Genomic DNA, 19,003 nt, shown 5'->3' with positions numbered 1-19,003 from the left:
GGCCCCATCTTCATGCCGCGGCAGAGTCGGGACCGTCTGCAAAGATCATGAGCATCATCAGTGGGATGCGTGCCTGGAACTGCATGTATTCGTGATAGTTCACCGCGTAGCGCATGGTCAGCGGGTTGGTGATGACGGCCAAGTCCACGTCCCGTTCTGCCATGGCCTGGCGAATGCGGTCCATGCGGTAGTTGTTCATCGTGTCCCAATTGATGTCCGGTGCAGGCAGGACGGCCTTGGAATATTCGCCAAGCGGTTCACGGTCCATCATCAGGCTGTTTCCAAAGTTGCTGCGACGTCACGCAGACGCAGGTTTTGCGGGTCAAGAACCGCATCTGGCAGCACGATGGCTTTGTGCATTTCACCAAACACGATCACCTCAAGCTCGGTCCCCGGCTGCGCGGCCTGTGGTTTGACAAAGGCAAAGGCCAGATTGCGCCCCGTGACCGGACCAAAGCCACCCGACGAGATCGAGCCGACCTTTTCGCCGTTCAGATAAACCGCCTCACCGCCCAGCACATCGGTACCCTCCATCTGGACGTCCAGATAGGCGATGACCGAAGAACTGCCGGTCTCGGCCAGCTTGGCCAGCGCCTCTTTGCCAACAAACGCCTTGTCGAACTTCACAAAACGCATCTGGTCGGTGTGCACGGGGCTGGCGTCATTGGCCAGTTCATGCCCGCCGCGATAGGCTTTTTCCATACGCATCATTTCCAGCGCCTTTGACCCAAACGGCACCATGCCATGGGGCTGTCCCGCGTCCCAGATCGCGTCCCACACAGCGCCAAGCTGATCCATGGGCGCGTGCAGCTCCCATGCCAGTTCGCCCGAGAAGGACAGGCGCAGCGCAATCAGGTTGACCCCTGCAACCGACATTTCACGCGCCTTGAGCCAGCCGAAGTCGGCGTTTTCCAGCGACGCATCGCTGAGCGGGGCCAGCAACTCGCGGGCTTTGGGGCCCGCCACGGTCAGAATGCCCCAATCGTCGGATAGGTTGCGGATGCTCACATCCTCGGACCCGCGCTGATGCACGGTGATCCAGTCCCAGACGCGGCGCTCGGACGGGCCGCCGGTCACAAACCAGAACCGATCCTCGGCTAGCCGCGCAATGGTTGCCTCGCCCTCGATCGTGCCTTGTTCGTTCAACAGCAGCGTCAGGCAGGTGCCGCCCACCTTTTTGGGCATCCGGTTGGCGCAAAGCCGGTTCAGATACGCCTCCGCCTCGGGGCCGGTGACCTCGAACTTGGAAAAGGCCGAGAAGTCGCCGATGCCAACGCCTTCATGTACCGCGCGGGCCTCGGCCAGGGCGGCCTCCCACGATGGGCCACGTTTCCAGGACTCGGGCTCTTTGCCACCCCATTCGGGTTTGCCGTAAACGCGGGGACGCTCCCAGCCGCCAGCCTCTTCGAACACGGCATGCAACGCCTTGGTCCGGTCATGCACGCCAGAGTTTCGGATCTCGCGGCAGGTTTCATATTGCAGCTGCGGATAAGGCAGCGACAGGCGCGTCATGTAGTTCTCGCGGCAGCGCTGATAGATATAATCCTCGTCCACACGGCTATGGAACCGGCGCGGATCAAAGCCGCGCATCGAGATATCGGCCGTGCCATGCACCATCCATTGCGCCAGCGCCCGGCCCAGTCCCGGCCCCCAGGCAATGCCCACGGTCGCACCGCAGGCCAGCCAGTGATTGCGCAAGCCCGGCGCAGGCCCGACCAGCGGGTGGCCGTCCGGCGTATAGGTGATTGCGCCATTGACGATGCGTTTGATGCCGCGCTCCATCAGGCAGGGATAGCGTTCAAAACACTTCTCCAACCACGGCATAATACGGTCATAGTCGGGTTCAAACAGTTCGTTCTCGCTGTCCCAGGGGCAGCCCTCGCGCCATTTGGCCAGCGCGTCATGGGTGTCATACAGCCCGATCAGCGCCCCACCCTGTTCGCGGCGCAGATAGCCCGTAAAGTAATCATCGCGGGTGACGGGGATTTCATGACCCATCGCCTCAAACTCGGGCACCGCATCGGTGACCACATAGTGGTGCTGCATCGGGACAATCGGCAGGTCCAGCCCGCTGAAGGCCCCGATCTGGCGCGCATGGTATCCACCGGCATTGACCACATGCTCACAGATGATGTCGCCCTGCTCGGTCACCACCTTCCATTCGCCCGAGGGCATCTGCTGCACATCCGTCACCCGGTTGCGGCGCAGCACTTTGGCCCCCCGCATCCGCGCGCCCTTGGCCATCGCCTGACAGGTGCCGGATGGGTCAACATGGCCATCATCGGGCGTATAAGTCCCGCCGATGATATGCGACGTGTCATAGATCGGGTTCAGCTTGGCGATTTCTTCGGGGGTAACCCAGCGACACTCCTGCCCGCGGGCCAAAACCGCGTCACGCGTGTGCATCAGCCAGGCACGGTGATCCTCGGTTGCGGCCACGCGCAAGGACCCGCAATTGTGCCAGCTGACGCCCTGCTCGGTCTCATCCTCAATGGTTTTATACAGATCCACCGCATAATCGTGACAGATCCCCAACGCATGGCCCGCCGTCATGCGACTGACCAATCCCGCCGCATGCCAAGTAGCCCCGGACGTCAGTTCCGCCTTTTCAACCAGAACAACATCTGTCCAGCCTTCCTTAGCCAGATGATACAGGACGCTGGCACCCATATTGCCACCGCCGATTACAACGACCCGAGCCGATTCCATTACAGTTCTCCGCGTTTCCTGCCGGAGACACTTCCGCATCGGAAAAATTTTGTCCACATTTTTTTCCTGCAGTATATCTTTTTGCCAATAACTTGATTCGGAGGACCACAATGGACGGTGCAGTCGTAAGAGAATCCAACCAGGATCGCATGCGGCGCATTCTGGGCGAAGACGGGTACGCGCAGCTGTTTCGCAACATTGACGAAGCCGCAGGCCTGCCAAACGCGGCATACTGGTCGCCCGAATGGTTCGAGATGGAGCAGGAACTGATCTTTCGCCGCTCCTGGGTGTTCGGCGGCGCGCGCGCGGAAATCCCCGAACCCGGCGACATGAAGCCCATCGACATCGCTGGCACGCCGATCGTTCTGGTCCATGGCCGCGACGGTGTGATCCGGGGGTTCCAGAACGTCTGCCGCCATCGCGGCATGCAACTGGTCACCGAACCCTGCAAAAAGGCCACGCTGACCTGCCCCTATCACCGATGGGCCTATGGGCTGGACGGCAAGCTGCGGTCCCGGCCGCATTTCGACGGGCCCAATTCCAGCGGCACGTTCAAAGACGGCGGCGGCGACAAGCTGGACCTGATCCCGGTCCGGGTAGAAGAGTTCTTTGGCTGTCTGTTCGTCAACGTTTCGGGCGACGCGGATCCGCTGGATGTGTGGATGGCCCCGGTTCTGGATCAGCTCAAAGGCTATGATCTGTCAGCCATCCGCTGGGCCGGGAAGCGCGATTTTACGGTCGAGGCCAACTGGAAGCTGGTTTACGAGAATTATATGGAAGGCTACCACGTTTTTGCCCTGCATCCCCGCCTGCTGGACTTTGCCCCAATGGACGTTCGGTGGTCCGGAGAATGGCGTGGTTCGACCTTCGTCAATGGCTACCGGTTCCCGAAACTAGAAGAAGGCCGCGGCCAGGGCCTGCCCCATTATCCCGGCCTGTCCGAGGAGGATCGCATGCAGGGACAGTGGTTCCTGACCATGCCGCATTTCGCAGTCGAGGTGTATCCCGATCAGTTTACTGTGTTGGTCGCCTACCCCGAAGCGCCGGACAGATGCCGAGAGGAACTGCACGTTTTCGTCATCGGAGATGAGGCCGCAACCGGCGACAAATACCGCAAGGAACGCGAAGACCTGATCCAGATGTGGGACGAATTGAACGTCGAGGACATATCGGTCCTCAAAGGGCTTCAAAATGGCCGCCGCTGCTTTGGATACGACGGCGGCCGTCTGTCACCGCATTGGGAAGGACCAACATTGGCCTATTCCCGCAAAATCATTGAACTGATGGCGGATAGCGAGACGATTTAACGGGACTTCATGATCACGGGCGTGTTGGTGTGAACGATCTGCAAATCGTTCTCACCATTGTTAATGTATTTATGTGGCTTATCGCCGGAAAACCCAAAACTGTCGCCTTCTTCCAGCACAAAAACATGGCCATCTACTTCCAGAGTCAACTGCCCGGACAGGACATAGCCCACCTCTTCGCCCTCATGGCTCAACGGGTTGTCGCCGGAATGACCTCCTGGAGAAAACTGCATCAAAGACATAACAATCTGACCGTCGATGCCGGGCGACATCAAATACACTGAATGATCCAGATACTCGGTGCCGGCAAGGCGTGAAAAGTCAATTCTACGGCGAAATCCCTTGCGAACGACATACTCGTTTTCCACAGGATCATCATTGGGCGAAGGCGGGAACAACCAGCCTACCTCGATCCCCAAAGCTGCACTGATCCGCTGTAACGCGTCCAAGGAAGGCTGCTTCTGCCCCCTTTCAACAAGGCTCAGAAACCCAACCGACAAAGACGCCGCTTCTGCGCATTCGGCCAGCGTCATACCCATCGCGCGGCGCACCCCACGGATTTCGTGGCCAACTCCAGCATTGGCATTCGCCGCTTCGGTTTGAGACGTTGAATTCGACTTTGTTACGCGCGCCATAAATCAGTTCCTGGACCTTTCGCAAAACTCTGGCAATCGACGCTTACACTGCAAACAAGGAAATGGCTATCCGCGCCTCCCAACACCCTCAAAACAAACTCTGACTGGGTAGATCAAGAACGTGGTTTTGGGGGGTAACGGATTGGGGGCTAAGCTGCTGTCCGATGGCCGAGCCTTGGTCCGGTTCAAAATCAATCAGATTGAACGTCTTGCAGATCAGTCACCACAGCCACCGCCGTCTCCCGAGCCACAGTCGCCTGCATCTTCGTCGGCAAAAGGGTCATGACTTTCAAACACCAGCGTCAGCTCACTTTTAGAGCTCAGGCTATTGAGGGTGATTGCAAAGCAGACCAGCGGCACGCTCAACCAAAGCGCACCGAAAAATAGATCGCCACTCTGAATGATGGAGCTGGCGCCGGTGCAAATGAAGACGATCAAGAAAACCAGCATTATGAAAGTTCCAACTTTATTTTTCATCTTCCAGATGCCTTTCGGAGGAGTTCCGAATAGCTCTTTGTACGCTCGGACGGTGGCCTTGTAGTCGTCCAGATGTCTGGGGCCTTGACCGCCGGGGTTGTGGTGCACGGGTTTGCCCAGCTTTTTGCAGAAGACATCCCAATAATCGCGACTGTGCTGCATATGCAGGTGCCACACCAAATCGACCGCCTTCGAGGGGACGTTTCGCTCTGATCGCGTGGCACAAAGATACATGAATTTCTTGTATTCAGTGATCGCAACGGCAGCAGTATCAGGAGAGATGCAGTTTTCGGCCATCAATTGATCAATGAATGGCGCGCCTGTCGCATCATCAGGCATTTTATGCGACTTAATCAGCTCCCATAGCTGAGTATTGAGAGAGGTCATCGGAGCCTCCTATGTTTTCTCTTTTTTGCGATTTCTGCCTAGCGCACGAATATGACAGGTTTGTGACACGAGCGGGAACGTGTTGGAAATGCAAAGACCTTGAACGGTTCACGACCAATCTGACCTACCACCGGCATTGGGGCCCAGCGCTTTCAGAGCAACCCTGCACCCCTTCAGTCCTCAGGATTTCGCGCGTGTTTTCGACGCCACAAGGAATACGTTCCTGCGAACCAGAGTCATAACTGTCGATCCCTCACAGAAACAAGTTTTCGAAACGAGAGTGTCGGCGCTGATAAACGTCTGTCGACACCCCGGTCCAGCGGCACCACGCAATAGGAAAACACGGAATAAGATGCGCTTCAATGGTGAACCTCACCAAGGGACAATTCCTGAACGCAGTCCAATAAGGCAGTGGTGTAATGAGATTTATCGTCCCTCAGCCGAAAAAGCGGTACGGATATACTGACGGCGGCAATCGGGCAGGCGTTCTCGTCCAGGATGGCCGCGCCAAAACAAACGATACCGACTTCATTCTCTTGACTGTCAAAAACGAAGCCTTGGGCACGGCATTGATCGATCTGCGCGCGCAATTTGATTGGATCAGTTGTCGTAAACGGGGTGATCGGCTGCAAGCTCGAAGCTTCCAAAAGCGATGAAAGCTTTTCGTCCGACAGCGCCGAAAGATAGGCTTTGCCGACCCCACTGGAGTGAAGCGGAACAAAGGTGCCTATTGTCGAGTTCATGCGCACCGTCTCGAGGCTTTCGATTTTGTCGATATAGACCAGTCCCTCACCGCTTGGCACGGCAAGGTGCACGGTTTCACCTGTCTGATCCCTGACGCGCACCAAGGCATCCCGGGCTCGGTCCCGAATGTCCGACGATGCCAAGGCAAGACGGGCAAGATTGACCAGACGTGGGCCGGGTTTGTACCTTTTGTCTCTGAGTTGCACGATCAGTCCTTCGGCTTCCAAACTGTTTAACAGGCGGTACAGAGTCGGGCGTGTAAAGGCACATTCTTCCAAAAGATCGGCCAAGGTTGGCGGGTTTTTGCGGTCACAAATGTGCTGCAACAGCCCGATGCTGCGCGCAAAGCTTTGGGTTCCTTGAACCTGTTTTACCATTCCGGCCTCTCAGATTGACGGCACATGTCAACGATGTATATTTCCATATAATGAATCTATTGTCCACAATGTGGTCTTTCTAAATTGCTAAAATAGGTAAGCCGAGATGCCACTGACCAATACAGACGAAAACCCGATGGTGCCCTATAAACACCCGATGCCGCAGGATGCCCTGCCGGAAATCGTGGTGCCCAACGCGCTGGCCGAAAATGACCCCCGTATGTGGGTCCAGCAGACCGAGACGGTGTTTTTCCGCCCACTGTGTTTGAACGTAAGTCAAGGTTACTGGATGAACCTTTTGAAGGTGACCAAGGCAGGCGTTCTGTCCCGCCATCGCCATCCGAACCCCGTACATGGCTTTGTTCTGAAAGGCCGCTGGCATTATCTTGAGCATGACTGGGAAGCCACTGAAGGGTCTTATGTTTATGAGCCTCCGGGTGAGACCCATACTCTGGTTGTGCCGGATGATGTCGAAGAAATGATCACTTATTTTCAGGTCAATGGGGTGATGTACTATTGTGATCCTGATGGAAATCACCTCGGTTATGAGGATGTTTTTACCAAGATCGACATGTGCCGTGCGCATTTCGAGAAAGTCGGCCTCGGAGCAGACTACGTGAAGAACTTCATCAGGTAACACTCATGAGCAACGTATCTTACGACTTTACAGGCCGTACCGCTGTGGTGACAGGCGGGGCAGCCGGGATCGGGGCGGAAATCGCACGCCACTATGCAGCAGCAGGCGCCAACGTGGCGATCTGGGATTTGTCAGAACCCGACGACGCCCCTGAAGGCGCGATCTCATGCAAAGTGGATATAAGTGACCCAGACCAAATCGCCGCAGCCGTTGCAAAGACCAGAAGCGCCTTCGGCGGCGTTGATTTTTTGTCGCACAATGCAGGTTTCGCCGGGCCGACCCTGAGCGTCGTGGAGAGCGACCCGAAAATCTGGGCGCGCGTCGTCGAGGTTAATCTGACCGGAACATTTCACTTGGCTCACGCCATTGTTCCACTCATGCAAGAGGCCGGCTTTGGTCGGATCATCAACATGGCATCGCTTGCGGGCAAGGAAGGCACACCCAACGCCTCGGCCTATTCGGCGTCCAAGGCGGGCGTCATCGGGTTTACCAAGTCAATGGCCAAGGAACTGGCCCAGACTGATATCCGCGTGAATTGCATCGCACCTGCCGCCATCAAGACGGCGATCCTGGATCAAATGACGCCAGAGTTTGTGCAGATCATGGTCGACAAATCCCCAATGAAACGTCTGGGCTGGGTTGAAGAGGCTGCACGCATGGTGATGTGGCTCAGCTCGGAAGATTGCACGTTCAACACTGGTGCCGTCTTTGATCTTTCAGGCGGAAGAGCGACCTACTGATCGCGTACATTTGCAATTTCACGACCGGGCCTGTGTTAGTGGCCGCACATGTATTGGCAGCGCAGCACGGCCCATAGTTTTTGCAAGCCCGCGCGCGCAACTGAAAGTCTTAAATCCGTTTTTGGCACCATCGGATTTGTCGGTGTTGTTTCGGGCTCTGGCACCTTGGCCAGTGAAATGGCGATCCGGGCGAGCAAGTCCCAGGAACCTGCTCGACCCGTTTCCAATATCCCCAGCCATACAATTTGCCGCGGTTTTGACCGGATCAGCTGCGCACCAAGTGCCCACCATCAACGTCCAGAACGGTGCCGGTCAGAAAGTTATTTGTCATGGACAGGACAACAGCTTGTGCGACTTCTTCCGCGGTTCCGACGCGGCCGACGGGCAAGCTGCCGCCGACTTGCGCGTACATGGCTTCTCGTGCCTCTTCCGGCATCGCAGCATAGGCTTCCGTATCAACCATACCGGGACTGATGCAATTCACACGGGCACGGCCCGACAGTTCCAGCGCCAGCCCTTTGGCTAAGGCTTCAACCGCCGCGTTCACCGCAGCCAGACCTGTTGTCCCGGCAGACGGGCGGCGGCTGAGCACACCGGAAAAGAACGTGATGGAAGCACCTTTGGTCAAAGCAGGCAGGACCTCACGCGCGGCCACATACGGGCCGATGAACTTGGCCTCAAACATACCACGCAATGCGTCAGTGGGCAGCTCTTCATAGGCCCCATGCGCAGCGCTTGAGGCCGAGATCACCAAGTGGTCCACCGTCCCGAGATTGGCGGCCCAGGATTTCACGCCTGCCTCATCCGTAGTGTCTACGGGCGCGATTTGCACAACACCCCCGACCTCTGTCGCCGCCGCCTCAAGTTTGGCCAGACTGCGACTGGCAAGTGTGACTTTTGCCCCAAGGGCGACTGCCATCTTGGCCGTAGCCTTACCCATACCACTACTGCCGCCGATGATGACGACGTGTTTGCCTGCAAGGGCGGCTTCAAAAACCGTACTCATTGTGTTGGTTCCTTGTCTTTAGGGTTACCTGTTCGGGTCAGTTGATGCTCAGCACAAGCTTGCCAGTCGTCTCGCCTGCTTCCAGACGGCGATGGGCCTCAGCAGCTTCGTCAATCGGCAACATGGTGATCTGAGGACGCAGAACGCCGGTTTCCAGCAGGTTGAACACGGTCGACATATCAGCGCTGAGGGCATCGGGGCGGTTCAGGAAATACGTGTAGATATCGCTCACCCGCACTGAAACGGATTTCTGGAAGTGCTTTGTCAGATCTTCGGCAAAGCCACCTGCGGGCGGTCCCGCAAGGAACCCAAACACTACGGCCGTACCTAGCGGTGCCAGCGCGTCGAGGTCCGATTTCAGTGTTTCGCCCGAGATTGGATTCAACGTCAGATCAACACCACGTCCTTCAGTGATCTCCAAAACTCGCGCAGCGACGTCTTCTTGGCGGTAATCAATGACGTGATCAGCGCCCTGCTCATATGCGTAGCCAAGCTTGTCGGTGCTGGCAGAGGCAATCACGGTCATACCCAGATGTTTGGCGATTTGCAGAGCCATCGTACCAACACCGCCCGCCGCCGCGTGAACCAGCACGGATTTTCCTGCCACTGCACCACCGAGATTGACCAGCATATGATAGGCGGTCATTGCATTAACCGGGATCGCGGCAGCGGTTTCAAAGGTGACGTCGTCAGATAGCCTGGTCACGTAAGGTGCCCCAATCACGGAATGCGTGCCATAACCGCCCGCACCGATCGGCCCCATCCAAGCCACACGGTCGCCCATGGCAAAGCCTTCGACCCCTTCGCCCAGCGCTTCAACAACTCCGGCGCCTTCGACGCCTGGTACGTGCGGCAGGGTAGGCATCATACCTTCTGGCATCTCTCCCCGTCGGATGATCGTGTCGATAAAGTTAACGGCTCCGGCATGGTTACGGATCAAGACGTCGCCGGGGGCTGGCTGAGGAACGGCGCGGTCGGATTTGCGCAGAACATCGGGCCCACCGTTTCGCGTGATTTCGATTGCATAGGACATAACGTGTCTCCTTCTGTTGTGCAGAAAGTAGAGACCGTCAGTTGTAATGATAATCGTTGATTTCAGGAGTTATTATCTCAAAAATAGAATTATGATCTACAACGACCTTGCCCTGTTCACTCTTGTCGCTGACCATCTCAGCTTTTCCAAAGCTGCGGACCAACTTGGTATCCCTCTGAGCCGGGTCAGCCGAAGAGTTGCCGAATTGGAAAACCATCTCGGCACCAAACTGTTTGAGCGCACGACCCGCCAAGTACGTCTGACAGAAGAAGGCCGCCGCCTTCTGGATCGCTGCCAGGAGCCATTCGAAGCACTGCGAGAGGTTGCGGGATTTGCTGACGAAACCAGACGCCAGACCATACGCATTACGGCCCCGCCCCTGGCCGCCCGTGCAACGATTGGCCCACGTTTGCTGGAGTTTGCACAGCAAAACCCACATGTGCAGCTGGAAATGACACCCACGAACGTCATGTTGGATTTTTTCAGCGACAATATCGATTTGGCCTTTCGGGTCGGTCCACTGACGGATTCCAGCCTTGTCGCAAAACGCCTTTGGTCGGTTCCTTACTGTTTTTGCGCCGGGTCGGGTTTTATTGAGGAGAACGGATTGAAGGGCGCGATTTCTCGGCAGGTTTTTCAAAGCTTACCTGCCCTGACCGCTGGCCAGCCTTGGGTTTTGGAAAACGGCGACAAACTGCAACCCAGCAACGTCGCCCACAGTTTAATCGACCTTGACGTCATCGCACTCGCCGCGCGTCGCAATCTGGGCGTTGCAATGCTGCCTCTGGACATGATGGGTGGAGATTTGCACGAGCTTGAGGTTCAGGATACGCGACCTTTGACACGAGAAATGTTCGCCGTTTATCCCAGCCGCCGCCTGCTGCCCGCGCGGGTCAGAGCATTGATTGATTTCATGGCACCGGGATAGCGCCTACCATTCGATTGGCGCCCCATCGCGAAAGAAACCGCCTGTCGGGCCGTTGTTCGGCAGAGTTGCCGCCCAAACAACACCCCTCGCCCCCTCAGACACCGGGCGGCCACCCCCGCCCATGTCCGTGGCAACCCAACCGGGGCAAACGGCGTTGACAAGAATACCTTCGTGTTTCAGCTCGGCTGCGGTTTTGATGGTCAGCGCATTCAATGCTGCCTTGGATACACCATAACCTGCCGTGCCACCGGACATGTCGCTCAGCGCGCCTGAACCGGAAGACACATTGACGATCCGGGCACTCGCGCCACGTCGCAAAAGAGGAGTCGCTGCGATTATGGTATCCCAAGCACCAAAAAGATTGGTGTCAAAGGCACGCCGCACGCGATGCAGGTCGGCGCAATGCGCCTGCTGATCCGTGTCGTAATCCACACCTGCGTTATTGACCAAAATATCGAGACGCCCGTAGCTGGGTTCAATCTTCAGAATAAAGGCGGCGGCGACAGAGTCCGGGTTCGATACGTCCAGCTGAAAGGCTTCCACCCCGTACCCGATCTCATCTGCGGCCCGATGTCCTTTATCCAGGTTTCGAGAACCAAGCAGAACTTTTACCCCATGATCTCTGGCCAATTGTCTCGCGACTTCTTTTCCGATGCCTCGGTTGGCGCCGGTTACAAGTGCGATGCGTTGGTTGGTCATGCAGATCCCTATGACTTTGTGTCAGCCGGCATATCTAAAATAGATCGTGGCAATGCAGCCAGCACCAGTCCACTCCTAAAAGTGGAACGGTGTGGCAGTCCTTCAATCTATCAATTTCCTTGATTTGCACGCTCGGCAGCAATGGCGACAAGGCCGCGATCTCCGGTTTCCCAAAGCGCCGTCATGGTCAGAGAGGTTACAACCCAGCGGTCCCCGGATTTTTCCAGCGCATAATCATAGCGTCCGCCCAGAACCCACAAGCCATCCTCAATGCGGTGGGTTGCGGTGAAATCAGCCTGCGCCGTGGCTTCGGATTCGGCAAGTGACGTGATGGCATGGTTGGTGACCATGTGGTGGGTGCTTTCAAACCCAGGCAGGAATGCAGACCAACCTGCGACAAGGTCGTCGGCGGGTTGGGTGACTGGGTCACCGCCCCAAAGGCTGGTGTAATCGGTCGTCACCGTATCGGCAAAGGCACCGCGCACACGGGCCCAGTCGTGACGGTCAGCACCCGCTGCGATATCGGTGATCGTGGTTGAGATGGTGGCCTGCTGATCGGCGAAGGCTGCGCTTGCGATCATGGTGGCAGCTGCAAGTGTGGTTGTAAGGTTTTTGGGCATCGGTCTACTCCGGGGTAAAGGGCAGGCGCCGAAGTCAACTTCGGCGCCTGATAAGGTGTTCAGCTGTCCAGACCAGCCTGGAAGTGATCGGCCACGGTGTCCGCTGCACGGGTCACATCCTCGGGGTTGTCGTAGAAGTCGAACTGCGTGACGTCTTCCAGCCACTGAGCCGTCGCATTGCCCGCAAATCCTGCAAGGAAAGTCTGTACGCCCTGCGGGATGGCCGCGCTTTCCGAGTGCACAATGGCCAGCGGTTTGTCCAAACGCTGCGGATTGTCGGCAGGGTGATAGGTCAGCCAACCTTCCCAGCCTGCATTGTTCCACTTGTCGTCATATTCGGGGATGCCACCACGGTCGGCCTCATAGTAATACCCACCAATCGGCATCAGAACACCTTCGGCACCTTCCGGCCCGGCTGCAGGAATGATCTGCCCACCCGCGGCTTCGGCAGCGTGGGAGACTTCGATCAACCCGGCAACGCCTTCTTTGCCCCCATAGACGGCTTCAACAATCTCTTCATTCTGAAGCCAGGGTGCGACAAGGCCGACGCGCTGCACCAACGGATTTCCGGAAACGGCATCGACCATGTAACCGGCCGAAGCACAGATCCCGAGCCCGTTGATGTGATCGGCATCTACTTCGGGCAGGGTCGCAACATATGCAAACGCTGCCTTGATGTCCGAGGTTTTGGCCTCGGGGCTTTCAACATAGCGCACATTGTTGGGCAGGTCGCCCGACTTGCCCCAGCCACGGAAATCGAAGGTGAAGGCGGCGAACCCGCGCGACGCCATTTCCTGCGCGTAGTTGGCTGGCATCTGTTCCTGCACCGATGTCCAGGCCCCGGTGACAACAACCGTGGGTAAAGGCGCGTCACCGCGTTCTTCCGGCAAATACAGCGTGCCGGTCAGGATAGACCCTTCGTTTTCAAAGGTTACAGTGCGGGTTTCGACCTGCGCAATCGCGGCAGTCGAAGCCATTAGTGCAGCGGCGGTGTTAAGGGCGAGGGTTTTCATGGCGGTATCTCCCAAAATCTGTCTGGTTGGGCTCAAGCCCGATGACATGAAAGATACGAAGGCGGCGGATGCGATACTTGCACCGGTCTGCCCGGTTTTTGAAAGATTCTGCTTCAGCCGTTTCGCCCATCTCCCCGAAGCGAACTGGCCTGATACCTTGGCATGGTGACTGGATGTCGAAATGTATGTGGTTTGGAGACACCTGCACATGTAGGGCGATGGCGAAATGAAATTCAGAGACCCTGTAATCGCGAATTTCCGCACCGGGAAGAGTCCGGGTATTGGCGAAAGTTATCCGACCGAATAATCCTCCCTAACGCCTTGGTCGGCCCGACCGGACTGACCCTTTTTGAGAACGAGACGACCATGACCCCCGATATTCTATGCCTTGGCGAACCGATGCTGGAGTTCAACCCGCAGCCCGACGGGAATTACCTGCCCGGACATGGCGGCGACACGTCGAACTGTGCCGTCGCTGCAGCCCGCCAAGGCGCGTCCGTCGGCTTTGTGACACATCTCGGAGCCGATACGTTCGGCAATTCATTCATGGATCTGTGGAAGGCGGAAGGCATCGGCACTTCAACCGTACGCCAAGTGACAGACGCCCATACCGGCGTTTACTTTGTGACCCACGGCGCGAATGGGCACGAATTCAGTTATTTCCGGGCTGGTTCCGCCAGTAGCCGGATGAAAGCAGAAGACCTGCCCGTCAAGGCCTTGCAGTCGGCAAAAATCCTGCATGTTTCGGGCATCAGCCAGGCGATTTCGGACGTTGCCGCCGATGCCGTGTTCGCCGCCATCAAGATAGTGAAAGAAGCCGGTGGTCTGGTCTCGTACGACACCAACCTGCGCCTGAAACTTTGGCCGATCGAGCGCGCCCGCGCCGTGACCCATGCGGCGATGGCGCAATGCGATATTGCGCTTCCAGGTTTGGATGACGCAGAGCAGCTGACCGGGCTGTCTGACCCGGATGCCATAGTAGATTTCTACCTGAGCCTTGGCGCAAATATCGTCGCCTTGACCCTTGGGGCAGAGGGCACATTGGTGGCCACCCCGAATAAACGCGAGCGCGTCAAAGGCCGCCGGGTCGAAGCTGTGGATGCCACCGCTGCTGGCGATACCTTTGACGGGGCTTTCCTGTCGCGTATTGTTGCCGGAGACGACCCATTCACCTCGGCCCGCTAGGCGAACGCCGCTGCTGCCCTTTCGACCCAAGGATATGGCGCGGTTGCTCCGATGCCGTACAAGGACGCGGTCGAGGCGTTTTTGGCCGAAGGGGACTGACCCATGAAACACGCTGTTGTCATTGGTGGAACGCGCGGGATAGGCGCCGGGATCGCTGACACGTTGCGACAAAAGGGGTGGCGTATCACAGCTACGGGCGTTGGTGCAGACGAAGTGAGCCGCCACGCGAAGCTGAATCCAAATGACACCTGCACGCAGCTTGATGTACGCGACACCATTGCCGTGAACACCTTCTTTACCAATATGCAGCGCTTGGACGGATTGGTGAACTGCGCCGGAATACTGGCGCGAGGCGCTGAATATGATCTCGAAACCTTCGAGAAGGTGATCGACATTAACCTTACCGGCACCATGCGCTGCTGCCTGGCTGCGCATCCTTTGTTGGCTGCGTCGGGTGGGTCAATCGTGAACACCGCATCGATGCTCAGCTATTTCGGCGGGCCCCTTGTTCCGGCCTATTCAGCGTCTAAAGGCGGTGTGGCGCAATTAACCAAAGCGCTTGCCGGAAAATGGGCCGCTGACAGCATCCGCGTCAACGCCGTAGCACCGGGATGGATCGAAACGGAAATGACCGAAGCCCTACGTGCCGATCCGGCCCGCAACCAGCCGATCCTGGGCCGTACACCGCTGGACCGTTGGGGTAAACCTGCTGAGGTCGGAGCCTTGGCAGCGTGGTTGCTGTCGGATGAAGCCGCTTTCGTAACCGGTGCCGTATATCCCGTAGACGGCGGCTATTCTGCGATGTGATGATCTGTGCCGCTGAGTCATCCCAGCGTTAGACCATGCTGACGATCGAAGTGATCTTTCAATTGCCCTTTTATAGTTCGTTCGCAAACGGTATTTTAGAGCCTCGCTCCGGCCCACCTAAACAGGCAGGCCGGACAAAGTGAGTGGTTCTGCTTAGTCGTACAAAACGGCCGAGATCTTCGGGTCGTCAATGTTTGAGGCGTCGTAGTAGTAGAAGCCTGTGTCGATCAGCGCCGGAACCTCTTCTCCGTTCAGGGCCGCAACCGCTGCCTTCACCGTTTCATATCCGATACCCACCGGGTTTTGCGTGATTGCACCCGCCATCAGGCCGCTCTTGATTGCGTCTTTCTGGGCTTTGCCGCTGTCATAGCCAATAATCACCAGACCTTCGGTGCCCAGTTCCTGAACGCCGTTTACCACACCGATGGCCGAGCCTTCGTTGGTGCCAAAGATTCCATTCAGATCAGGGTTTGCCGTCAGAATTGCTTTGGTGACTTCGGTCGACTTCAGGTGGTCGCCCTGGCCGTATTGAACCGTCACAACTTCGATATCCGGGTACTTCTCAGCCATGCGATTGACGAAGCCGTCGCGGCGATCGATCCCGGTACGGCTGGTCTGATCATGGGCGACAACCGCCACCTTACCTTTGCCACCGATTTTTTCGGCCATCTTGTCTGCGGCCAGCCCGGCTGCCGCTAGGTTATCCGTCGTCGCAGTTGAAAGCGGAATGTCGCTGTCTACACCGCTGTCAAAAGCGATGACCGGAATGCCCTTATCGTTGGCCTGTTTCAAAAGCGGGATCGCGGCTTGACTGTCCAGAGCGGCAAAACCAATAGCCTTGGGGTTATTCGCCAAAGCTGCGGCCAACATGTCGATCTGGCGGTCCACCATGGTCTCGTTATCCGGGCCTTCGAAGGTGATTGTGACGTCAAACTCATCTGCCGCCTGTTCCGCGCCCGACTTCACCGCTTGCCAGAACTGATGCTGGAAACCTTTGGACACCAGTGGGATGTAGATTTCTTCGGCTGCCGCCATCGAGGCGGGTCCTGCCAGGGTGGCCGCGCTCAGCGCACCCAGAATGAAACGACGTGAAAACATGTTTTCTCCTCCAGTTGGTCGTTTTGGCCTTTTGTTTAGTTGTTTGGTCACCCCGATTTCTTGCGTCGCGCCATATCGGCGTAGACGGCCAGGATGATGATTGCTCCGGTCACAACGGTCTGCCATTCCTGCGCGACGGACAGTACGCGCAACCCGTTGGTCAGCACGGCCATGATCAAGGCGCCAATCAGCGTCCCCAGGATGGTCCCGCGCCCGCCGGACAAAGACGTACCGCCGATGACCACGGCTGCAATCGCCTCCAGCTCGTAACCCAGCCCAAGTGCCGGCTGCGCTGAATTCAGACGCGAGGCGATCAGGATACCGGCGATGCCGCAGATCGCTCCGGCCAGGGCGTAAATGCGCATCTTCCACATGTCGGTGTTCACGCCGGACAGGCGCACCGCTTCTTCGTTAGAGCCCAGCGCAAAGGTGTAGCGACCCAGAACCGTGCGACCCAGAATGTAAGACGCTGCAATGGCCACCAGAAACAGGATCAGCACACCGTTGGGAATGGGCAGCGATGGAAAGACCTCTCCGATCAGTGACCCGCGCGAAATCTGGTCAAAGCCCGGCGTGTCGTTGAAGTAGATTGGTCGCGTCCCCGAAATCACCAGTGACAGACCTTTGAGGATCAGCATCATCCCCAACGTGGCGATGAAGGGCGGGATCTTCATCTTGGCGACGAAAGTGCCGGAACACAGCCCACAAAATGCGCCTGCTGCAATTGCTGCAATAACACCCAACAGCAGCGGCATCCCGAGATAGGTCAAAACCACGCCAGCTATGACTGCGCAGAACGTCATCAGCGTTCCGACGGACAGGTCAATTCCTCCGGTAATGATGACCAACGTTGCCGCGACGGCCAGAACCCCGTTGACCGACGTCGCCTGCAGAATGGCGATCATGTTCGATGTCTGCATGAAGTTGGGTGATGCGATTGAGAACCCGATCAGCAGCACAATCAGACTGGCGAAAGCCAACAGCTTTTGATAGGCGCCGCTGTCCGCAAGCCCCGCCAGTGGCTTTTTCTTTTCGATTTCGGTTGCTGTGGTCATTGAACTGTCCCTGTTACCTGCATCGCCGCGGTACGTTGCGTGGCCAGATGCATGATGTCTTCTTGAGTGGTGTCTTTTCCGCCGGGCAGTATCCCGGTCAGCCGCCCCTCGCACATCACGGCGATGCGATGGCTGAGGCGCATGATCTCGGGCAGTTCGGATGAGATCACGATGATCGTCTTGCCCTGCCCCGCCAGTTCTTCCAGCAGCTTGTAGATTTCAGATTTCGCGCCAACGTCGATGCCGCGGGTCGGCTCGTCAAAGATCAGTATGTCGCAGTCGCGCAGCAGCCATTTGGCGATGACAACCTTCTGTTGGTTCCCGCCTGACAGCAGTCGAACTTCCTGCACATCCGACGGCGTTCGAATGCCCAATTGCTGGATGTAGCTTTTGGCGGTGTCGCTGATTTCACCATCGTGCAGAACCCCGCCTGCGCCCGTGAACAAGTCCATCGAGGCAAGTGCTATGTTGTCGCGCACGTTCATGCCGGTGGCGAGGCCGAAATGCTTTCGATCCTCGGACAGGTATCCGATCCCCGCTTTGACGGCGTCAGTTGGTGACTTAATCGACACCACCTGACCATGTACCCGAATTTCGCCGCTATCCTTGGGATCGGCCCCGAAGATAGCCCGTGCAACCTCTGTACGACCTGCGCCCATCAGACCGGCAAAGCCCAGAATTTCGCCCTTTTGGACCGAGAAGCTGACATCCTGAATTTCGTTGCTCCGGCTCAGCCCGGTGACCTCCAGAGACATCTCAGCATCACCCAGATCGGGCACGTCCAGCGGTTCTTCCTTAACCTCACGGCCCACCATCATGGCGATGATCTGGCTGATCGGGGTTTCAGCGGCCCCTACTGTTCCGACATATTCCCCATCGCGCATGACCGTTACGCGATCCGAGATCTGCTTGAGCTCGTCCATCTTGTGGCTGATGTAGACTACGCCCACGCCCTCGGCCTTGAGGCGGCGGATGATCACGAACAACTCAGCAATCTCGGCGTCATTCAGGGCAGCCGTGGGCTCGTCCATGATCAGCACCTTGGACCGAAAGGACAGTGCCTTGGCGATCTCGACCATCTGCTGTTTCGCGATGGTCAGACTGCCCACCAACGCCTTTGGATCAAGGCTGAGGTTCATCGAAGCAAAGATTTCGGCGGTCTGCGCATTCAGCGCAGCCTCGTCCAAACGACCAAAGCTTTTGCGCGGTTCGCGCCCGATAAAGATGTTCTGAGCGACGGTCAAATCGTTCATCAAGCTCAGTTCCTGATGGATGATCCCGATGCCCAGATCCTGCGCTTCGCGCGGGGTTGTCGGGCTGACGTCGCGCCCTTCGATCTTCAGCGTCCCGCCATCACGCTGATAAATACCCGACAAGATCTTCATCAGCGTACTCTTACCGGCACCGTTCTCACCCATCAGCGCGTGAACTTCGCCCGGTTCAAGATCGAATTGCACGGATTTCAGCGCGTGCACGCCGGGGAAGAATTTATCAATCCCCGTCATTTCGACCAATTTTTGCATTTGCCCTCCCATGTGCCCCTCTC

Annotated in this window: 19 protein-coding genes; 6 read left to right on the top strand and 13 right to left on the bottom strand. The window is 57.3% G+C overall.

What is annotated here, in order from left to right:
• Positions 1 to 10 precede the first annotated feature (10 nt).
• Together ACR3EH_RS19670 and ACR3EH_RS19665 are read right to left on the bottom strand one after the other, a co-directional pair.
• Positions 11 to 271 carry an aminopeptidase P family N-terminal domain-containing protein gene (locus ACR3EH_RS19670; RefSeq protein WP_171187334.1) on the bottom strand — a complete coding sequence of 87 codons (261 nt, stop codon included), beginning with the start codon at positions 269 to 271 and terminating at the stop codon, positions 11 to 13.
• On the bottom strand, positions 271 to 2,709 hold the full coding sequence (locus ACR3EH_RS19665; protein WP_171187332.1) for an FAD-dependent oxidoreductase: 2,439 nt from the start codon (positions 2,707 to 2,709) through the stop codon (positions 271 to 273). Before ACR3EH_RS19665 ends, ACR3EH_RS19670 begins: the two co-directional genes overlap by 1 nt.
• 110 nt (positions 2,710 to 2,819) lie before the next feature.
• On the opposite strand from ACR3EH_RS19665, the gene ACR3EH_RS19660 reads away from it, so the two are divergent.
• Positions 2,820 to 4,016, top strand: coding sequence for an aromatic ring-hydroxylating oxygenase subunit alpha (locus tag ACR3EH_RS19660; RefSeq protein ID WP_171676217.1), 1,197 nt, complete (start codon positions 2,820 to 2,822; stop codon positions 4,014 to 4,016).
• Here ACR3EH_RS19660 and ACR3EH_RS19655 read toward each other — a convergent pair.
• The 3 genes from ACR3EH_RS19655 to ACR3EH_RS19645 all read right to left on the bottom strand — a co-directional run bounded on the left by ACR3EH_RS19655 (position 4,013) and on the right by ACR3EH_RS19645 (position 6,636).
• Positions 4,013 to 4,651 (bottom strand): cupin domain-containing protein, encoded by a 639-nt coding sequence (locus tag ACR3EH_RS19655; RefSeq protein WP_171095493.1) that lies wholly within the window; start codon positions 4,649 to 4,651, stop codon positions 4,013 to 4,015. The genes ACR3EH_RS19660 and ACR3EH_RS19655 overlap by 4 nt on opposite strands.
• A gap of 216 nt (positions 4,652 to 4,867) precedes the next feature.
• The gene (locus tag ACR3EH_RS19650) at positions 4,868 to 5,515 is read right to left on the bottom strand and encodes a glycine-rich domain-containing protein (RefSeq protein WP_171676215.1); all 648 of its coding nucleotides are present in this window, start codon (positions 5,513 to 5,515) and stop codon (positions 4,868 to 4,870) included.
• Positions 5,516 to 5,874: 359 nt separating this feature from the next.
• Complete coding sequence (locus tag ACR3EH_RS19645; protein WP_171187330.1) at positions 5,875 to 6,636, bottom strand: IclR family transcriptional regulator; 762 nt, start codon at positions 6,634 to 6,636, stop codon at positions 5,875 to 5,877.
• A gap of 106 nt (positions 6,637 to 6,742) precedes the next feature.
• Here ACR3EH_RS19645 and ACR3EH_RS19640 point away from each other — a divergent pair, with 106 nt between their 5' ends.
• On the top strand, positions 6,743 to 7,273 hold the full coding sequence (locus tag ACR3EH_RS19640) for a 2,4'-dihydroxyacetophenone dioxygenase family protein (RefSeq protein ID WP_171187328.1): 531 nt from the start codon (positions 6,743 to 6,745) through the stop codon (positions 7,271 to 7,273).
• 5 nt (positions 7,274 to 7,278) lie between these two features.
• Positions 7,279 to 8,013: an SDR family NAD(P)-dependent oxidoreductase gene (locus tag ACR3EH_RS19635; protein WP_171187326.1), complete on the top strand. Its 735-nt coding sequence runs from the start codon at positions 7,279 to 7,281 to the stop codon at positions 8,011 to 8,013.
• 265 nt (positions 8,014 to 8,278) lie between these two features.
• Here ACR3EH_RS19635 and ACR3EH_RS19630 read toward each other — a convergent pair whose 3' ends face one another.
• Complete coding sequence (locus ACR3EH_RS19630; RefSeq protein ID WP_171187324.1) at positions 8,279 to 9,019, bottom strand: SDR family oxidoreductase; 741 nt, start codon at positions 9,017 to 9,019, stop codon at positions 8,279 to 8,281.
• A 37-nt stretch (positions 9,020 to 9,056) separates the two neighbouring features.
• Positions 9,057 to 10,052 (bottom strand): quinone oxidoreductase family protein, encoded by a 996-nt coding sequence (locus ACR3EH_RS19625; protein WP_171676213.1) that lies wholly within the window; start codon positions 10,050 to 10,052, stop codon positions 9,057 to 9,059.
• Positions 10,053 to 10,143: 91 nt separating this feature from the next.
• Between ACR3EH_RS19625 and ACR3EH_RS19620 the strand changes: the two genes are divergently transcribed.
• Complete coding sequence (locus ACR3EH_RS19620; RefSeq protein WP_171187320.1) at positions 10,144 to 10,980, top strand: LysR family transcriptional regulator; 837 nt, start codon at positions 10,144 to 10,146, stop codon at positions 10,978 to 10,980.
• 3 nt (positions 10,981 to 10,983) lie between these two features.
• Here the strand turns inward: ACR3EH_RS19620 and ACR3EH_RS19615 are convergent, their stop codons facing one another.
• From ACR3EH_RS19615 to ACR3EH_RS19605, 3 genes are all read right to left on the bottom strand, one after another.
• Positions 10,984 to 11,679, bottom strand: a complete 696-nt coding sequence (locus tag ACR3EH_RS19615; RefSeq protein ID WP_171187318.1) for an SDR family oxidoreductase — start codon at positions 11,677 to 11,679, stop codon at positions 10,984 to 10,986.
• A 110-nt stretch (positions 11,680 to 11,789) separates the two neighbouring features.
• Positions 11,790 to 12,299 (bottom strand): nuclear transport factor 2 family protein, encoded by a 510-nt coding sequence (locus ACR3EH_RS19610; protein ID WP_171647943.1) that lies wholly within the window; start codon positions 12,297 to 12,299, stop codon positions 11,790 to 11,792.
• Positions 12,300 to 12,358: 59 nt separating this feature from the next.
• Positions 12,359 to 13,312 (bottom strand): alpha/beta hydrolase, encoded by a 954-nt coding sequence (locus ACR3EH_RS19605; protein WP_171647945.1) that lies wholly within the window; start codon positions 13,310 to 13,312, stop codon positions 12,359 to 12,361.
• Between the two features lie 366 nt (positions 13,313 to 13,678).
• Here ACR3EH_RS19605 and ACR3EH_RS19600 point away from each other — a divergent pair, with 366 nt between their 5' ends.
• Positions 13,679 to 14,497, top strand: a complete 819-nt coding sequence (locus tag ACR3EH_RS19600) for a sugar kinase (RefSeq protein WP_253762119.1) — start codon at positions 13,679 to 13,681, stop codon at positions 14,495 to 14,497.
• 102 nt (positions 14,498 to 14,599) lie between these two features.
• Positions 14,600 to 15,304, top strand: a complete 705-nt coding sequence (locus ACR3EH_RS19595; RefSeq protein ID WP_171095469.1) for an SDR family NAD(P)-dependent oxidoreductase — start codon at positions 14,600 to 14,602, stop codon at positions 15,302 to 15,304.
• A gap of 153 nt (positions 15,305 to 15,457) precedes the next feature.
• On the opposite strand, the gene ACR3EH_RS19590 is transcribed toward ACR3EH_RS19595, so the two are convergent.
• Genes ACR3EH_RS19590 through ACR3EH_RS19580 form a run of 3 tightly spaced genes read right to left on the bottom strand, consistent with a single transcriptional unit; the run spans position 15,458 to position 18,980 of the window.
• Complete coding sequence (locus ACR3EH_RS19590; protein WP_171187307.1) at positions 15,458 to 16,402, bottom strand: ABC transporter substrate-binding protein; 945 nt, start codon at positions 16,400 to 16,402, stop codon at positions 15,458 to 15,460.
• A 47-nt stretch (positions 16,403 to 16,449) separates the two neighbouring features.
• Positions 16,450 to 17,457, bottom strand: a complete 1,008-nt coding sequence (locus ACR3EH_RS19585; RefSeq protein WP_171676211.1) for an ABC transporter permease — start codon at positions 17,455 to 17,457, stop codon at positions 16,450 to 16,452.
• The gene (locus tag ACR3EH_RS19580; protein WP_171187306.1) at positions 17,454 to 18,980 is read right to left on the bottom strand and encodes a sugar ABC transporter ATP-binding protein; all 1,527 of its coding nucleotides are present in this window, start codon (positions 18,978 to 18,980) and stop codon (positions 17,454 to 17,456) included. Before ACR3EH_RS19580 ends, ACR3EH_RS19585 begins: the two co-directional genes overlap by 4 nt.
• Between the last annotated feature and the right edge of the window lie 23 nt (positions 18,981 to 19,003).

The organism is Ruegeria sp. BG7 (assembly GCF_056535685.1).
The sequence above is the reverse complement of the archived record's forward strand: the minus strand, read 5'-3'. Positions and strand labels throughout refer to the sequence as shown.

What these genes read in the sequence shown, in the direction of transcription:
- ACR3EH_RS19595 (WP_171095469.1), top strand. Translation starts at nt 14,600, where the DNA reads ATGAAACACGCTGTTGTCATTGGTGGAACGCGCGGGATAGGCGCCGGG.
- ACR3EH_RS19610 (WP_171647943.1), bottom strand. Translation starts at nt 12,299, where the DNA reads ATGCCCAAAAACCTTACAACCACACTTGCAGCTGCCACCATGATCGCA.
- ACR3EH_RS19670 (WP_171187334.1), bottom strand. Translation starts at nt 271, where the DNA reads ATGATGGACCGTGAACCGCTTGGCGAATATTCCAAGGCCGTCCTGCCT.
- ACR3EH_RS19655 (WP_171095493.1), bottom strand. Translation starts at nt 4,651, where the DNA reads ATGGCGCGCGTAACAAAGTCGAATTCAACGTCTCAAACCGAAGCGGCG.
- ACR3EH_RS19630 (WP_171187324.1), bottom strand. Translation starts at nt 9,019, where the DNA reads ATGAGTACGGTTTTTGAAGCCGCCCTTGCAGGCAAACACGTCGTCATC.
- ACR3EH_RS19600 (WP_253762119.1), top strand. Translation starts at nt 13,679, where the DNA reads ATGACCCCCGATATTCTATGCCTTGGCGAACCGATGCTGGAGTTCAAC.
- ACR3EH_RS19665 (WP_171187332.1), bottom strand. Translation starts at nt 2,709, where the DNA reads ATGGAATCGGCTCGGGTCGTTGTAATCGGCGGTGGCAATATGGGTGCC.
- ACR3EH_RS19580 (WP_171187306.1), bottom strand. Translation starts at nt 18,980, where the DNA reads ATGCAAAAATTGGTCGAAATGACGGGGATTGATAAATTCTTCCCCGGC.
- ACR3EH_RS19635 (WP_171187326.1), top strand. Translation starts at nt 7,279, where the DNA reads ATGAGCAACGTATCTTACGACTTTACAGGCCGTACCGCTGTGGTGACA.
- ACR3EH_RS19650 (WP_171676215.1), bottom strand. Translation starts at nt 5,515, where the DNA reads ATGACCTCTCTCAATACTCAGCTATGGGAGCTGATTAAGTCGCATAAA.
- ACR3EH_RS19590 (WP_171187307.1), bottom strand. Translation starts at nt 16,402, where the DNA reads ATGTTTTCACGTCGTTTCATTCTGGGTGCGCTGAGCGCGGCCACCCTG.
- ACR3EH_RS19615 (WP_171187318.1), bottom strand. Translation starts at nt 11,679, where the DNA reads ATGACCAACCAACGCATCGCACTTGTAACCGGCGCCAACCGAGGCATC.
- ACR3EH_RS19645 (WP_171187330.1), bottom strand. Translation starts at nt 6,636, where the DNA reads ATGGTAAAACAGGTTCAAGGAACCCAAAGCTTTGCGCGCAGCATCGGG.
- ACR3EH_RS19585 (WP_171676211.1), bottom strand. Translation starts at nt 17,457, where the DNA reads ATGACCACAGCAACCGAAATCGAAAAGAAAAAGCCACTGGCGGGGCTT.
- ACR3EH_RS19640 (WP_171187328.1), top strand. Translation starts at nt 6,743, where the DNA reads ATGCCACTGACCAATACAGACGAAAACCCGATGGTGCCCTATAAACAC.
- ACR3EH_RS19605 (WP_171647945.1), bottom strand. Translation starts at nt 13,312, where the DNA reads ATGAAAACCCTCGCCCTTAACACCGCCGCTGCACTAATGGCTTCGACT.
- ACR3EH_RS19625 (WP_171676213.1), bottom strand. Translation starts at nt 10,052, where the DNA reads ATGTCCTATGCAATCGAAATCACGCGAAACGGTGGGCCCGATGTTCTG.
- ACR3EH_RS19620 (WP_171187320.1), top strand. Translation starts at nt 10,144, where the DNA reads ATGATCTACAACGACCTTGCCCTGTTCACTCTTGTCGCTGACCATCTC.
- ACR3EH_RS19660 (WP_171676217.1), top strand. Translation starts at nt 2,820, where the DNA reads ATGGACGGTGCAGTCGTAAGAGAATCCAACCAGGATCGCATGCGGCGC.